At 68.8% G+C, this 15155-nt stretch carries 15 protein-coding genes; all 15 read right to left on the bottom strand.

Going from position 1 to position 15155, the window contains the following annotated elements; genetic code table 11:
• Nucleotides 1-121 precede the first annotated feature (121 nt).
• Complete coding sequence (locus VM221_08980) at nucleotides 122-1375, bottom strand: Gfo/Idh/MocA family oxidoreductase (protein ID HUT74946.1); 1254 nt, start codon at nucleotides 1373-1375, stop codon at nucleotides 122-124.
• Nucleotides 1376-1676: 301 nt separating this feature from the next.
• A complete protein-coding gene (locus VM221_08975; GenBank protein ID HUT74945.1) occupies nucleotides 1677-3134 on the bottom strand; it encodes an NADH-quinone oxidoreductase subunit N in 1458 nt (485 codons plus the stop codon).
• Between the two features lie 3 nt (nucleotides 3135-3137).
• Nucleotides 3138-4628, bottom strand: coding sequence for an NADH-quinone oxidoreductase subunit M (locus VM221_08970; GenBank protein HUT74944.1), 1491 nt, complete (start codon nucleotides 4626-4628; stop codon nucleotides 3138-3140).
• A 4-nt stretch (nucleotides 4629-4632) separates the two neighbouring features.
• Complete coding sequence (gene nuoL / locus VM221_08965; GenBank protein HUT74943.1) at nucleotides 4633-6585, bottom strand: NADH-quinone oxidoreductase subunit L; 1953 nt, start codon at nucleotides 6583-6585, stop codon at nucleotides 4633-4635.
• A 13-nt stretch (nucleotides 6586-6598) separates the two neighbouring features.
• Nucleotides 6599-6916 carry an NADH-quinone oxidoreductase subunit NuoK gene (gene nuoK / locus VM221_08960; GenBank protein HUT74942.1) on the bottom strand — a complete coding sequence of 106 codons (318 nt, stop codon included), beginning with the start codon at nucleotides 6914-6916 and terminating at the stop codon, nucleotides 6599-6601.
• Nucleotides 6916-7428, bottom strand: coding sequence for an NADH-quinone oxidoreductase subunit J (locus VM221_08955; protein ID HUT74941.1), 513 nt, complete (start codon nucleotides 7426-7428; stop codon nucleotides 6916-6918). Before VM221_08955 ends, nuoK begins: the two co-directional genes overlap by 1 nt.
• On the bottom strand, nucleotides 7425-7937 hold the full coding sequence (locus VM221_08950; GenBank protein HUT74940.1) for an NADH-quinone oxidoreductase subunit I: 513 nt from the start codon (nucleotides 7935-7937) through the stop codon (nucleotides 7425-7427). Before VM221_08950 ends, VM221_08955 begins: the two co-directional genes overlap by 4 nt.
• Nucleotides 7934-8965 carry an NADH-quinone oxidoreductase subunit NuoH gene (gene nuoH / locus VM221_08945; protein HUT74939.1) on the bottom strand — a complete coding sequence of 344 codons (1032 nt, stop codon included), beginning with the start codon at nucleotides 8963-8965 and terminating at the stop codon, nucleotides 7934-7936. Before nuoH ends, VM221_08950 begins: the two co-directional genes overlap by 4 nt.
• Nucleotides 8965-10032 carry an NADH-quinone oxidoreductase subunit D gene (locus VM221_08940; protein HUT74938.1) on the bottom strand — a complete coding sequence of 356 codons (1068 nt, stop codon included), beginning with the start codon at nucleotides 10030-10032 and terminating at the stop codon, nucleotides 8965-8967. The genes nuoH and VM221_08940 overlap by 1 nt, the downstream gene beginning before the upstream one ends.
• Before the next feature lie 86 nt (nucleotides 10033-10118).
• Complete coding sequence (locus tag VM221_08935; protein HUT74937.1) at nucleotides 10119-10571, bottom strand: NADH-quinone oxidoreductase subunit C; 453 nt, start codon at nucleotides 10569-10571, stop codon at nucleotides 10119-10121.
• Complete coding sequence (locus tag VM221_08930; GenBank protein HUT74936.1) at nucleotides 10568-11062, bottom strand: NADH-quinone oxidoreductase subunit B family protein; 495 nt, start codon at nucleotides 11060-11062, stop codon at nucleotides 10568-10570. The genes VM221_08935 and VM221_08930 overlap by 4 nt, the downstream gene beginning before the upstream one ends.
• A 71-nt stretch (nucleotides 11063-11133) precedes the next feature.
• A complete protein-coding gene (gene ndhC / locus VM221_08925; protein HUT74935.1) occupies nucleotides 11134-11499 on the bottom strand; it encodes an NADH-quinone oxidoreductase subunit A in 366 nt (121 codons plus the stop codon).
• Nucleotides 11500-11600: 101 nt separating this feature from the next.
• Nucleotides 11601-11795, bottom strand: coding sequence for a prepilin-type N-terminal cleavage/methylation domain-containing protein (locus tag VM221_08920; GenBank protein HUT74934.1), 195 nt, complete (start codon nucleotides 11793-11795; stop codon nucleotides 11601-11603).
• Nucleotides 11796-11805: 10 nt separating this feature from the next.
• Nucleotides 11806-13215, bottom strand: a complete 1410-nt coding sequence (mtaB, locus tag VM221_08915; GenBank protein HUT74933.1) for a tRNA (N(6)-L-threonylcarbamoyladenosine(37)-C(2))-methylthiotransferase MtaB — start codon at nucleotides 13213-13215, stop codon at nucleotides 11806-11808.
• 383 nt (nucleotides 13216-13598) lie between these two features.
• Nucleotides 13599-14198 (bottom strand): AmmeMemoRadiSam system protein A, encoded by a 600-nt coding sequence (gene amrA / locus VM221_08910; protein ID HUT74932.1) that lies wholly within the window; start codon nucleotides 14196-14198, stop codon nucleotides 13599-13601.
• Nucleotides 14199-15155 lie beyond the last annotated feature (957 nt).

The raw sequence follows: 15155 nt of genomic DNA, 5'->3' as shown, positions 1-15155 counted from the left end.
GCGCCGAGGCGCCTTCAAGGATCCCGTGTGGCACACCCGCCCTCGGGTGTGAGGGCGCCGCGATGGCGGCGCCCTGCCGTAGGCGAGGCTTGTCCGCCGGCAGTGTGGCGGGGCGCCTGACTCACTTCCCGCGATACCCCATCTCCGCCCACACCCGGCGGGCGTGGGTGAGCGCGCGCTTGCTGGGTTTGATCTCGCCCTTGATGCTGGGCCACGGCTGCCCGGGGCGGCGATCCTCCGGGAACGGCGACCAGTCGTCATGCTCGTAGCTCGCGCGCACCGATTCGTCCCTCAGATCGGGGATCTCGAACGGCGCGCCGTCGGCCAGGCATGAACGCCAGGCTTGCACCGCGATCAGCGACATGTCGAGGGCGCGGTAGACGTCCAGGTAAGGCTGCACGTGGTCGCGGATCGCCTGCGCGAAGTGGTAGGTGGTGAAGAAGTCTCCTCCGCCGTGTCCCGCCGCGCGCGCCAGCTCGCCGTGCACCGGGAACTCCGGCAGGTAGGTCTTCTCCGCGACGTCGCCCGCCCGCCGATCCCACTCCTCGTGGGCGATGCGCACCATCTCCGGGTTGCCGGCGCGCAGATTCTCCATCAGCCCGCGCGTGCCGTGGAAGCGGTACCACACGCTGTGGCCGCGCATGAGCAGCCCCATCAGGCGGGCGACCGCCCCGTTGTCCAGCCGGCACAGCATGACGGCGCCGATGTCGCCGCGGCGGACGTGGAGCCGCTCGCGGTCGCGCGGGGAGCGCGCGATGCTCAGGGCGTTGACGCTCACCGGCCGCGTGTCGGTGACATACATCACCGGCGCCATGGCGTGAGTCGGGTAGTAGGTGGGCGGGATATGGTTGCGCCAGTGGTTGACGCCGGGCGCCAGCCGGTTGATGTCGTCGGCGCTCATCGGGTGGTTGTATTCGCCCTCCGCGTACTGCACCTCGCCGATCTCGCCCGCCTGGTAGAGGCGGCGCATCTCCTGCGCGTGGCGCATGTAGGCGTAGTTCTCGGCGAACATGTAGATCTTGCCGCTTTGCTCCACCGCGCGCGCCAGCGCCACCCCCTCGGCCAGGGTCTTGCAGGCCAGGGTCTCGCTCATCACGTGCTTGCCCGCGGCCAGCGCCTTGATCGCCAACGGCGCGTGTTGGTGGCAGTAGTTGGCGAGAATAACCGCGTCCAGGTCGTGGGCGAGGAACTCGTCGTAGTCAGTATAGGTCGCCACCCCCAACTGCGCGCCGGCCTCGCGCAGCCTTTCCTCCCAGGTGTCGCACAGCGCCGCCAGCTCCAGGCCCGCCCACTGCGCACCGCGAGCGAAGACCAGCCCCCGCCGCGCGCCCACCACTCCCACGCGAATCTTCCTCGTCGCCTTGCGTTTCGGCATTGCGTTTGCTCCCTGAGCACTGCTCCAGATGACGCGTAACGAGCTCTCCGTCAACCATGTTTCGAGGGATTCCTTGGGCGCGCCATGTCAATCGCGCGCAACCGCCCGTAGGGGCAAGGCATGTCTTACCCCTACCTGTGTCGCGCCCGGTACGACCCCGAAGACCACCCATCAATTCATCGTTGACGCAGTGCTAGCGGTCGCGCGACCATTTCTCCGCGTCCTGCAGCAGCGCCTGCCGGCGGCGCGGGCGCCGACTCCTATTCCGAGTCGCCGTGCCGGTGGGTGGAAGTCGCCGGCGCTATCCCCCGAAGAACCCGCGCACCGCGACCTCCGCCAGCCCCAGCACCGGCCGCGGGTAGGCGAGGACGAGCACCGCCACCACGCAGATGAGCAGCACCAGCGCCGCCGGGCGGGGAATGGGGATGGGCGACGCCTCCACGGGGTCGAAGATGTAGGCGTGCTTGATGACCATCAGGTAGTAGTAGAGCGACATGACGGTGGTGAGCACGCCCAGCGTCACCAGCCACCACAGCCCCTGCTCGATGCCGGCGGCGAAGACGTAGAGCTTGGCCCAGAAGCCGGCCAGCGGCGGGATGCCCCCCAGCGACAGCAGCAGCAGCAGCAGCGCGAAACCCAGCGCCGGCGAGCGCCGGCTCAGCCCCGAGTAGCCCGCGATGTCCTCGCGCCCCGTCGCCTGCGCCACCACCGTGACTACGGTGAAGGCGCCGATGTTGGCGAAGGTGTACTGCAGCAGGTAGAACAGGGCGCTGGCCGCGCCGAAGGGGCTGGCCGCGGCGAAGCCCACCAGCAGGTAGCCCGCCTGGGCGATGCCCGAGTAGGCAAGCATGCGCTTGATGTTGGTCTGGGGGATGGCGACGACGTTGCCGTAGAACATGCTGGCGAACGACAGCCCCGCCAGCACCAGCGCCCACTGCGGCGCCGCCGGCAGCAGCGGCCCCAGCAATACGCGCCCCACCACCGCGAAGCCCGCGCACTTGGAGGCCACCGACAGGTAGGCGGTAATGGGCGTGGGCGCACCGTGATAGACGTCGGGCGCCCACATGTGGAAGGGCACCGCCACCAGCTTGAAGCTGAAGCCGGCGATGATGAAGGCGATGCCCAGCGCCAGCGCCGGCGCCGGTATGACGAAGCCCCGGGCGAGCGGGGTCGCGGTCTGCATCAGGCCCTCGCGCAGGCCGGCGAAGACGGTGGTGCCGGCGGCGCCGTAAACCAGGCTGATGCCGTAGAGCAGGGTGGCGGAGGAGACGGCGCCGACGAGCATGAATTTGAGGCCCGCCTCGCCGCTGCGCTGCTGGCGCTTGAGGTAGCCGGCCAGCGGATAGAGGCTGATGGTGCCGAGCTCCAGGCCCAGGTAAAGCGTCAACAGGTCGCCCGCGCCCGCCATCAGCATGAAGCCGGTGGCGGAGAACAGGAGCAGGGCGTAGTATTCGCCGGGGCGGCGCACTTCGCGCTCGACGAAGTCCGCCGACGTCAGCGACACCAGCACTACCGCCAGCAGGAAGATGAAGCGGAAGAAGACGGCGTAGTGGTCGGCCAGGTAGAGCCCGCCCATCGTCTCGCCGATCACGCCTCGGCGCGCGAAGGTGACGGCGAGGATAATCGCCGCGCCGATGGCGGCGCCGACGCCGAGCCGGCGGCCACCCAGGCGCGGCCACGCCAGGTGCGCGCCCAGCACCGCCAGCGCGAGTCCCAGGGTCGCGATCTCCGGCACCAGCAATGACAGGTTGATGGGCATGGCTTAGGGCACGAAGCTCCTGATGGCGGTGTCAATCAGGCCGATCATCGGCCCCGGCAGCACCCCCAGCAAGATCAGCAGCGCCGACAGCGCCACCAGCGCCACCCACTCGGTGGTGCGGGCGTCCGGGATCCCCTCGTAGCGCTCCTTGAACGGCCCCAGAAACACGCGCTGGAGCACGCGCAGGACGTAAGTGGCGGTGATGACGATGCCGAACACGGCGAGGATGGCAAGCACGGGATAGACGCGCCAGGTGCCGAGGAAGACCAGCAACTCGGCGATGAAGCCGCTGGTGCCGGGGACGCCGAACGACGTCAGGCCGCCGATGGTGAAGGCGGCGGCGATGCCGGGCATGCGCAAGGCGAAGCCGCCCATGGACGGCATGTCGCGGGTGTGCGCCTTCTCATAGACCAGGCCGACCAGGGCGAAGAAGAGCCCGGTCATGATGCCGTGGGAGAACATCTGGAAGACGGCGCCGTTGAGGCCGACGGGGTTGAGGGTGGCGATGCCGAGCATGACCACCCCCATGTGGCTGACGCTGGAGTAGGCGATGACGTACTTGAGGTCGGTCTGCCCCATGGCCGACATGGCGCCGTAGAGGATGTTGACGACCGCGATGCCGCCGACCAGGGGCGCCCAGAAAACCGCCCCCTGGGGCAGCAGGCCGACGCCGATGCGCAGCACGCCGTAGGCGCCGAGCTTCATCAGCACGCCGGCGTGGAGCATGCTGACCGCGGTGGGGGCGGAGGCGTGGCCGTCCGGGGACCAGGTGTGCAGCGGCCAGATGCCGGCGAGGATGCCGAAGCCGACGTAGAGCAGCAGGAAGATGGTGCGCTGCAGGCCGACGCTGAAGGCGCCGTCGCGCGACAGCGCGGACAACCGCAGGAAGTCGAACGTGGGCTGGGGCGCGCCGGAAAAGAAGTAGATGCCGAGCAGGCCGATGAGCATGAAGGCGCTGCCGACGAGCAGGAACAGCGTCAGCTTGAGGGCCGCATACTCCTTGGGCCCGGTGCCCCAGATGCCGATCAGCAGGTACATGGGGAGCACCGCGATCTCGTAGAAGAGGAAGAAGAAGAACAGGTCCATCGCCGCGAACACGCCGAAGACGCCGGTGACGAGGAAGAACAGGGCGGCGTAGAACTCCTTGGTGCGATGCTCGACGGTCCAGGAAGCGAAGGATCCGGTGCAGATGATGAACGCGGTCAGCACCACCATCGAAATGCCGATGCCATCCACCCCCAGGTGGTAGGACAGTCCGAGCTGGGGCACCCATGGCACCTGCTCGATGAACTGCACGCCGCCCGCCCCGCGATCGTAGGCGAGGAACAGATAGGCCGCGATCAGGACGGTGGCGCCGGAGGCGATGGCGGCGGTGAGGCGCACCGCCAGCTTCGCCCCCCGCGGCAGCGCCATCATGACCACCGAGCCCACCGCCGGGAACGCCAGCAGCAGGGTCAGCACGTGCGCCTGCATCCAGTTGGCCAAGTTATCCATGTCCCTACGGAACCACCGCCAAGCTCACGCCCAAGTACGCCAGCGCAAACCCGATGACGGCCGCCGCCGCCAGCAGCACCAGCGCGTAGAGCTGGAGCTGCCCGGTCTCCGCCTGACGCAGCCAGCGCCCCGCCACTCCGGTCAACCATCCCGCGCCGTCAACGAAACCATTGACCACATGGCGATCCACCCAGGCGAAGATGCGCGATGCCGCCAGCACCCCGCGCGCCACCAACCCGTGGTAGAAGTCGTCCATCCACCACTTGTGCTGCACGAAGTGATAGACCGCCAGCGCCCCCGGGCTGGCGATCCCGGCGACGCGGTTGCGCCCGCCGCCGTAGATCGCCCACGAACTCGCGATGCCGAGCAGCGCCAGCCCCAGCGAGGCCCACACCACCCAGGCCGCGTGGGCCGCGTGCGCTTCGTGCGCGCCCAGGAACCGGTTGAACGCCATGCCGGTGGCCGCGTGATTGAGCAGGCCGCCCGTCGCCGCCAATGCCGCCAGCACCACCAGGGGGAACAACATCACCCATGGCGATTCATGCGCGTGTTTGCGCTTGGCGTCGCGCGCCGGGCCGCTGAAGGTGACGGCCCACATGCGCGTCATGTAGAACGCCGTCAGCAACACCACCACCAGGCCCGCGCCCAGCAGCAGGTCGCGCCCGCCCACGCCCAGCGCCGCCTCCAGGCCGGGGGAGGTCGCCACCGTCGCCAGCACCGCGTCCTTGCTGTAGAATCCGCTCAGGGGCCAGATGCCGGCCAGCGCCAGCGCGCCCACCGCCGCCGTCGCCGCGGTCCACTTCATGGTGCGGCCGAGGCCGCCCATTTCCCACATGTCGTTGGTGCCGGCGGCGTGGATGACGCTGCCGGCGCACAGGAAGAGCAGCGCCTTGAAACAGGCGTGCGTCGTCAGGTGAAAGATGCCGGCGGCGACGCTGCCGGCGCCCAGCGCCAGCATCATGTAGCCGAGCTGGCTGATGGTCGAGTAGGCGAGCACGCGTTTGATGTCGCTTTGCACCACCGCGATGGTCGCTGCCAGAAACGCGGTGAAGGCGCCGATGCACGCCACTACCACCAGCGCCGCCCCCGAGGCCTGGAACACGAAGAACGCCCGCGCCACCAGGTACACCCCGGCGGCGACCATGGTCGCGGCGTGGATCAGCGCGCTCACCGGGGTCGGGCCCTCCATCGCGTCGGGCAGCCACACGTGCAGCGGGAACTGCGCGCTCTTGCCTACCGCCCCGGAGAAGATGAGCAGCGCGACCACGGTGACGAACGCCGACTGGCCGAAGAAGAAGGGGACGAGTTGGTTCCCCTCCACCACGTGGCGCAACTCGATGAAGTTGAACGTGCCCCCGGCGTAGGACAGGGCGATGATGCCGATCAGGAACCCGACGTCGCCGAAGCGGGTGACGATGAAGGCTTTCTTGGCGGCGTTGGCGGCGCTGGTGGTCTGGTAGTAGTAGCCGATCAGCAGGTACGAGCACAGCCCCACCAGCTCCCAGAATACATAGAGCTCCAGGAAGTTGCTGGCGATCACCAGCCCCAGCATGGAGAAGCTGAAGAGCGACATAAACGCGAAGTAGCGCCCGTAGCCGCGGTCGCCGTGCATGTAGCCGATGGAGTAGATCTGGATGAGCAGGCTCACCAGGCTGACCACCACCAGCATGATCGCGCTCAGGGGATCGAGCAGGGCGCCGACCTCGAGGGTCAAGCCGCCCGCGCCGGTCGCGACCGCGGGGGCGATGGCGAGCCAGGTGACGCGCTGCTCGATCGCCGCGTGCGTTGGATCGTGCCACCGCCCCGCCGCCGCCGCCAGCGACAGCGCCAGCGCGGCGACGAGCGCCACAATCAGCACCAACGGCGCGAACCGCGCGCGCGCCGGGCGCAGAAACAGCGCGCAGATGATGAGGAACGCCGCCAGCGGCAGCGCGGGTATGATCCAGATCGCCGGCATCGCGTGTATCAGGCTATCCCTTCAAGGTGTTGACCCGGTCCACCTCGACCGTGCCGAAGTTGCGATAGATGTTGAGCACCAGCGCCAGCCCTACCGCGGCCTCGGCGGCGGCGACGGTGATGATGATGAGCACGAATATCTGTCCCTCCAGGCGCGTGGGGTCAACGTAGCGCCAGAAGGCCACGAAGTTGAGGTTGGCGGCGTTGAGCATCAGCTCCACGCCCATCAGCACCGCCACCGCGTTGCGCCGCGTCAGGGCGCCGAACGCGCCGATGGCGAACAGCAGCGCCGCCACCACCAGGTAATGGCTCAGTTGCACGTGCGATACCATCATGATCTCGGCTCGCCCGGCTCGGAACGTGCGATGACGATGGCGCCGATGATGGCTGATAGCAGCAGCACCGACGCGACCTCAAACGGCAGCAGGTAGGTGCGCAGCAGCGCCTCGCCGATGTCGCCCGTCCCCGCGCGCGTCGGCGCCAGCGCCAGTCGCCAGGGGGCGCGCAGGGCGACGCCGATGGTCACCGCCGCCACCAGCGCCGCCGCGATCAGCGCCCACCCCGCCTGGCGGTTGTGCGCCGCCGCCGCCGGCGCCCCGATGTCGCGCGTCAGCAGCAGCACGAACAGCAGCAGCAGCATGATCGCACCCGCATAAATCAAGACCTGGATCGCCGCCAGGAAATACGCCCCCAGCAGCGCGAACAACCCGGCCACCCCCAGCAAGCACGGCAGCAGCCAGAATGCCGCCCGCACCAGGTGGCGCGACCCCACCACCGCCGCCCCCGACACGAGCACGACCGCAGCCGCGATGGCAAACAGCGCAAGCTCCACCACCGGCGTCATTCGGCGCCCTCCTGCGCACTCGCGGCGGCCGGCGCAACCTCTGCTTGCTCCCCGCGCAGTTCCTTGGCGGTCATGCCCTGGGGCCGGCCCGCGGCGCCGACCTCCTCGATCCCCTTGACCAGGCCCTCGCGGCCGTAGGTGGCGTATTCGTGCTCGGAGCTCATCGCCAGCGCCTCGAAGGGGCACTCCTCGACGCACAGGCGGCAGAACATGCAGCGGCCGTAATCCACACTGTAGGCGAGCGGGCGGCGCTCCTTGCCCTTACCCTCGGCCTCGAGGCTGATGGCGCGCACCGGGCACACGCGCTCGCACGCGCCGCACGCGGTGCACTTGAGCTGCCCGTCCTGGTCGCGCCGCAGCACCAGCAGCCCGCGGTAGCGCGGCGCCACCTCGCGCCGCTGCCAGGGATAGCGAATGGTGGTCTTGGGGCGCACCCCGTTGACTAGGGTCACCCACAGGCCCTTGCCCAGGCTGACGATGCTCGTCACTATGTCGCGGATCAGGCTCATCGCACAAACCAGAACGCGGCCCATACCAGGTTGAGCAGCGCCAGCGGCACCAGCACCTTCCACCCGAAGCGCATGATCTGGTCAATCCGCAGCCGGGGATAGGTCCAGCGCACCCACATTATGACCAGGATGACGGCGTAGGTCTTGATCAGGAACCACAGCACCGGCGGCAGGAACGGCCCATGCCACCCCCCCAGGAACAGCGTTACCGCGAAGGCGGAGACGAAAAACAGGTAGGCGTATTCGCCCATGAAGAAGATCGCCCAGCGCATGCCGGAGTACTCGACGTGATAGCCCGCCACCAGCTCCGCCTCCGCCTCCGGCAGGTCGAAGGGGACGCGGTTGACCTCGGCCAGCGCGCACACGAAGTAGATGATGAACGCCAGCGCCAGCGGCGGGGAGGCGATGTGCCACAGCCGCTGGTGCTCGACGATGGCGACCGTGCTCAGCGATCCCACCGCCATCACTACCGCCAGCACCGCCAGCCCTAGCGGGATCTCATAGGTCATGAGCTGCGCCACCGCGCGCATGCCGCCGATGACGGCGTACTTGTTGTTCGACCCCCACCCCGCCATCAGGAACCCCAGCGCCGGCAGCGCCGAGACCGCGACCACGTACAGCACCCCCAGGTCGAGGTCCTGCGCCACCAGGCGCGGGCCGAAGGGCACCACCACGTACGCCAGGAACGCGGGCACGAAGACGATGGCGGGCGCGATCACGAACAGCGGCTTGTCCGCGCACGCGGGGATGAGGTCCTCCTTGAGCAGGAGCTTGAGGGCGTCGGCGGCGGTCTGCAGCACCCCGAAGCGCCCGCCCACGCGCGCCGGGCCCAGCCGGCTCTGGATGTCGCCCGAGACCTTGCGCTCCAGCCAGATCAGGATCAGCACCGTCAGCAGCACGAAGGCCAGGATCACCGCCGCCACCACCACCGCCCACAGCACCAACCACCAGCCCTCGGGCAGGCCGGTGCGCTGCCACAGCCCGTGCAGGGTCAGATAGAGCGGGCTCGGGGTGCTGGCATCCGGCATCAGCGGTCAATCTCCCCCAGCACGATGTCAATGCTGCCCAGAATGGCGACCAGATCGCCGATCTTGGAGCCCCGGGTCATGACCCCCAGCGCCTGCAGGTTGGCGAACGACGGCGCGCGCACCCGCACGCGGCAGGGATTGGCCGAGCCGTCGGAGACGACGAAGACGCCGAGGTCGCCGCGCGGCGCCTCCGTGCGCGAGTAGGCCTCCCCCGCGGGCGGCTTGAAAGCCCGCGGCAGTTTCGCTCTCACCGGCCCCGCGGGCATGCGGTCGAGGCACTGCTCGACCATGCGCAGGCTCTGGCGCATCTCCTCGATGCGCACCAGGTAGCGCGCGAAGCAGTCGCCCTCGTCAAAAACTGGCACCTCGAAATCCAGCCGCTCGTAGATGCAGTATGGATCGTGCCCGCGAATATCCATCGCCAGGCCCGACCCCCGCAGCGTCGGCCCGCTCACCGCATAGGCGATGGCGTCGGCGCGCGACAGCGCGCCCACCCCGCGCGTCCGCGATTGGAAGATGCGGTTGCCGGTGAGCAGGCGATCGTTTTCGTCCAGGCGCGGGCGCATCTGGCGAATCGCCTCGCGCGTCGCCTGCTCGAAGCCCTCCGGCAAATCGTACGGCATGCCGCCGATGCGCATGCCGGCATAGGTCAGGCGCGCCCCCAGCGCCAGCTCGAACAGGTCCACCATCAGCTCGCGCTCGCGCATGCCGTAGAGGAAGACCGTGGTCGCGCCCAAATCGTTGCCGAAGGTGGCGAGCCAGATGAGGTGGCTGGCGATGCGGTTGAGCTCGGCCAGGAGGACGCGGATGTACTGCGCGCGCTCCGGCACCTCGATCCCTGCCAGGCGCTCCACCGCCAGGCAATAGCCGAGGTTGCAGTTAAGGCTGGCAAGGTAATCGAGGCGGTCGGTATAGGGCAGGTACTGGGCGTAGGTGCGGTTCTCGGCCAGCTTCTCCATGCCGCGATGGAGATAGCCGATATCGGGCTCGAGGTCGGTGATAACCTCGCCCTCGAGCGTCAGCACCAGGCGCAGCACGCCGTGGGTGCTGGGGTGCTGCGGGCCCATGTTGATGACGAGCTGCTCGGTGGACAGGCCCGCGGGGCTTGCCCGCCGGCCGGGTGGCGGGGGCGCGGGAATCGCGCGCGGCGCGCTCACGACGCGGCCTCCGGCTGCTGGTCGCGCAGCAGGGGATGCCCCTGCCAGTCCTCGGGCAGCAGGATGCGGCGCAGGTCGGGGTGCCCCTCGAAGCGGATGCCGAACAGGTCGTAGGCCTCGCGCTCCTGCCAGTTGGCGGCGGGCCACAGCGCGCTCAAGCTGGGCGCGCCGGGGAGAGTGCGCTCCAGGGGCACGCTGATGCGGGCGTAGTCCCCACGCTGGGTCGAATAGAGCCGGATCACCAGCCGCAGCTCGGGGCAATCGGCGCCCGCGAGGTCGGCCAGGTAGTCGAATCCGTGGTCATCCCGCAAGGCGGCGCACAGCTCGCGCAGCCCCTGGGGCCGGCAGCGCACAAGCAATTCACGGCCCTGCTGCTCGGCGCTCTCCACCGCGGCGAAACGGGCGGCCAGGGCGTGGGCGTCGGGGGCGGGGTGGCGCCGGTCGCTCATGCCGCGCGCTCCCCGTCGGCGGGCTCGCGAATGATGGAGTGCCGGTGAATCTTCTCCTGCAACTGGAGGATGCCGTGGATAAGGTTCTCCGGCCGCGGGGGGCAGCCGGCCACATAGACATCCACCGGCACGATCTCGTCCACCCCCTGCACGACCGAATACGAATCGTAGAACGGCCCACCCGCGGCCGCGCAGCCGCCCATGGCGATGACGTAGCGCGGCTCGGGCATCTGGTCGTAGAGGCGGCGCAGCAGCGGCGCCATCTTGCGCGTCACCGTGCCGGCGACGATCATCACATCCGACTGGCGCGGGGTGCCGCGCAGGATGACGCCGAAGCGGTCGAGGTCATAGCGCGAGGCGGCGGTGCACATCATCTCGATGGCGCAGCAGGCGAGGCCGAAGGTCAGCGGCCACAGGCTGCTCTCGCGCGCCCAGTTGAAGAGGTAGTCGGCGGTGGCGAGGACGATGTTGCCCCCCGGCGCCTTGACGATGACCTCCAGCGCGCGCTTGGCGGCTGAGCCCCGACCAGTCGGGGCCGCCGTGGCGGCCTTTGGCCTAGCCACTACTCCCATTCGAGCGCCCCCGTGCGCCAGGCATAGACCAGCCCCACCGCCAGGAGGGCGACGAAGATCAGCATGTCAACTACCGCGATCACCCCCAGCCCCGCACCGCGAAAGGCTACCGCCCACGGGTAGAGGAAGGCCATTTCCACATCGAACAGCACGAACAGCAGGGCGAACAGGTAGTAACGCACGTTGAACTGCCGCCACGCCGGCATGAACACCGGCGGGCCGCACTCGTAGGTCTCCAGCTTCTCGGGGTAGGGACGGCGGGGGCGCAGGAGGCGCGCCGCCGTCAGCGCGATGGCGAGGAAAATCACACCCACGCCCAAGAATACCAGCACGTAGCCGTAGCCGAGTTGAAGCATGCGGTCTCCCGGAGCCAATAGGCAGGGGCGCACGGCGGTGCGCCCCTGCGCGCTGCTGAGGAAACTATACGCCCCGGCGCGGGGAAGTTCCTTCCTTCACTTCACGGCCGCAAGAAGTAGGGGTTGCCCTGGCGGTCGCGGTCATATTGCGCCGCCGCCGGGGGCGACGCGGCCTCGCGCGCCGCCGGGCGCGTGGGCGGCCGCCTACCGGCGAGCATGGACAGCAGAATCCCCAGGATGGCCATGATCACCAGGATCTCGACCAGGGTAGGCTTGCGCTTGCTGTTGCCGGGCATCGGCCTGACCTCACCGCGGGTTCGCGATTGCGCTGCGCTCAACGACCCGCCCCGCGATGCCGTTGCTTTCCACCCTCAGCACCGCCACTCCTGCCACCGCTCCCACGAGCGACGTCTCCCCGGGCGCCCGCACCGGCAAGTAGGTGTCGCTGAGCCCACTGCACAGACCGCCCGCGCACTCCTCGAACAGCACCGGCACGGGCCGCCCCACGAACCGTTGCGCATAGCGCCGCGCCGCCTCCCCGGCGACCTGCGCCAGCCGCGCGGCGCGGGCGGCCTTGACCGGCGCGGCCACCTGGGCGCTCATCGCCGCCGCGCGCGTCCCCGGTCGCCGCGAGTAGCGGAAGACGTGCGCGCGCGCGAACCCGATGTCGGCGACGGCGCGGCAAGTATGGTCGAACGCCGCCTCCGACTCGCCGGGGAAGCCGACCATGAGATCGGTGCTGACGGCGATGTCGGGCATCAGGCCCCGGAGCCGCTCCACCAGGCTCCGGTAGTCGGCAAAGACATAGGGCCGGCCCATGGCGCGCAGCAGGTCGTCGTCGCCGGACTGCAGCGGCAAGTGCAGGTGCGGGCATAAGGTGGGATGATCGGCGAGTTCCTCGATCAACCCGGCGCCCACGTCCCACGGCTCGACGGAGCTCAGCCGCAGGCGCGCGAGCGGGACCTCGCGGGCCGCGCGCAGAAGCTGCGCCAGGGCGCGACCGGCCGGCTCCTCGCCGTAGGCGCCAAGGCGGATGCCGCAAATGACCACCTCGCGCGCGCCGGCAGCGGCTAACGCACGCATCTCTGTCAGGACTTCATCCACCGGCCGCGAGCGCATCGCCCCGCGCGCGTCGGGCACGATGCAGTAGGAGCAGCGATGGTCGCATCCGTCCTGCGCCTTGACGAACGCGCGCATGGAGCCCGGCCGGGAAGGCCGGGGGGCAGTCGCTACTGTCATTCCGAGCGTCAGCGAGGAATCCCCTACCTGCAGCGCACCCCCGATAGGGGATTCCTCGGTCGCGTAACTCCGTCGGAGTGACAAGCGTTCCTTCGCGCTCAACAGGTCGGAGACGACCTCCGGCAGGCCGTGCTTCGCGCTGTTCGCCACCACCCGGCTGACCCCGGGGATGTCGGCAGCGGCTTTCGCCCCACATCCGGTGACGATGACCGCTGCGCCGGGGTGGTCGCGCGCCAGGCGCCGGATGAGCTTGCGCGCCTTGGCGTCGGCGACATGGGTGACGGTGCAGGTGTTGATGACGCAGGCGGCAGGCGCCTCGCCGGGGGCGGCGATGCGATACCCGCGCCGAATCAGTTCCCGCGCCAGCTCGTCCGAATCCGCCTGGTTGACCTTGCACCCGAGCGTCGCCAGGCGCACCGCCGGCCCCGGCAATGAAGGTGGCGCGCAGCCGTCGTGATCGTGGGGACGGGTTGCCACGGCTTCAGTATAGCGCGGGGCGCGGCGGACGTAAACGCCAGCATCGCCGCGCCTACGCCGCCGCCACTGCACGGCCCATCTGGGGACGGCAAGCGGGTGAGGTCGCGGGCGGGCGCAGCCTGTGCCCGAAAGGAAAAAGAAGATGGCGCGGGGTGCTAATGTGGAGGCGACTGGTTGGCGTCTCTATGTCGGCGCCGATGCGCGCGGCGGGTCTTCCATCCACTTGGCCCGCTCTTCAGCAGAGCACCTCCCGCGCCAAGTCGCATATTACCGCAGGAGCGCCGTCCGCGCAAGCACCTGATGTGTGGTGGTTCGGACAATGCGCGGGCTTTCCTTGCGGCCCGCGAAGGCGGGAGCACGAGCATGGCGTCAACCGGGGAAAGTCAGCGCCCCAGCTCTTTTTCGCCGAAGACCTGGGCGGTAAAGCAGTGGAGCTCGGCACCCATGCGCCAGGCGTCGGCGGGCAGGCCCGCCTTGGATTCGCACAGGTGGTTCAACATTTCCTCGCAACTCCATCTCTGCTCGGTCGCCACTTGGGGCAGATAGACCCCGGCGCGGCTGCCCTGGGACACCATCACGCCGTGCTTGCCAGCCACCAGCGTCGAGGGATCCTCCACTTGCTGCAGCGGCGACAGCACCGAGATCTCGAGGTCGAGGGCGGCGATCTCCTCGCCGCGCACCGGCTCGAAGCGGAAATCCTGGGTCGCCGACGCGATCGCCTTGTCCCGCACATTGAGGTACAACGGCTTGCTTCCCTCGAGGTCGCCGATGCAGCCGCGCAGCGCCTTCCCGTGGCGCAGCGTCACAAACACGCCTCGGGGCTGTGTCAGGCGCGGGTCGTCCTCCGTTGCCTTGACGACAACGCGGTTGCGCACGTACTGCTCGATCGCGCGCCGCGCCAGCCGCAGGAGCTTGCGCTGCTGCGCCTCGGTCAGCTCGCCCTCGCCGGAACTCGGCCCGGCCCCGGCCGGTTTGTCGGCCATGGCGCCCTCCCTGCGAGGATCTTCGACGGCCGGCGCGCGGTTCCTCGGCGGCGCTACGCCATTCTCATATTCACGGGCGCGCGCTCAATGAGCCCGCGAACAGTCGCGACCTTGCGAAGGTCGCGCCCGGAAATGGCCAGGCTGGTGCATGCTTGAACCATTGCTTCACGCAAGAGATGGAGTAGGCCTTCGAGCACGGTCCCTTTTCGACGAAGGGCGTTGTGGCTCATGACTCGGAAAACCCAAGCGAGCAGCGCCGCGGCCGGGCGTCGAGGTCTTGCGTGAGGAGCTGGTCACGGGGTTGTCCCCGGGGACGCGGCGATGTGATGGATTGCAGGGGCGCCCCGCCCGCCAACTGGACTCGTTCGCGGACGGGCGGGATAGCTATGTATCCCCGCTCACGCGGTTGTCGAACGCCCACGGTTCCCTGAGCGCCCATTCCCAGTCTGGGTCGCCCCCCAACACGGGTACATGGCACGGTCTCGTGGAATCTGTCAGTAAGAGGGATGCCAGATTCCACAGATCGCCTATGGCATCTATGGCCCTGTCCAGTTCATCCCATTTGGCTGCGGCCGCGCTCGGGTTGTCGTCACTGTGAGCTATCCTCTGATCAACGAACAACTTGACGGCGCTGCACACCTGACAATGCTCATCTAGGGCGCGCCGGAGGTGCGCGAGGTTTGGAGTGGGCTCCTGCCGGTCCTCGAGATGGTCGAAGTCTCGGTTGGCATCGTGTTCAGCGAAGCTGCGTGACGGTCCGGTCTCGCCATCAACTCGCCGCGCAACGAATAGCTCTCTCGTCATGAGCTGCGGGTTATCTATTGAATCTCGCGTAATAGGTTTGATTTCTTGGTGCAGCTATGATATGCTGTAGGCATGAAAGCGCACATTGGCGGCCGACGAAACTTTGCCGGTTTGGAGAAGCGCAGGTTGAAGGCGGCCCGGCTGTTTGCGAAG

It is taken from the genome of Armatimonadota bacterium (assembly GCA_035527535.1).
Lineage (GTDB): Bacteria > Armatimonadota > Hebobacteria.
The sequence above is the reverse complement of the archived record's forward strand: the minus strand, read 5'-3'. Positions and strand labels throughout refer to the sequence as shown.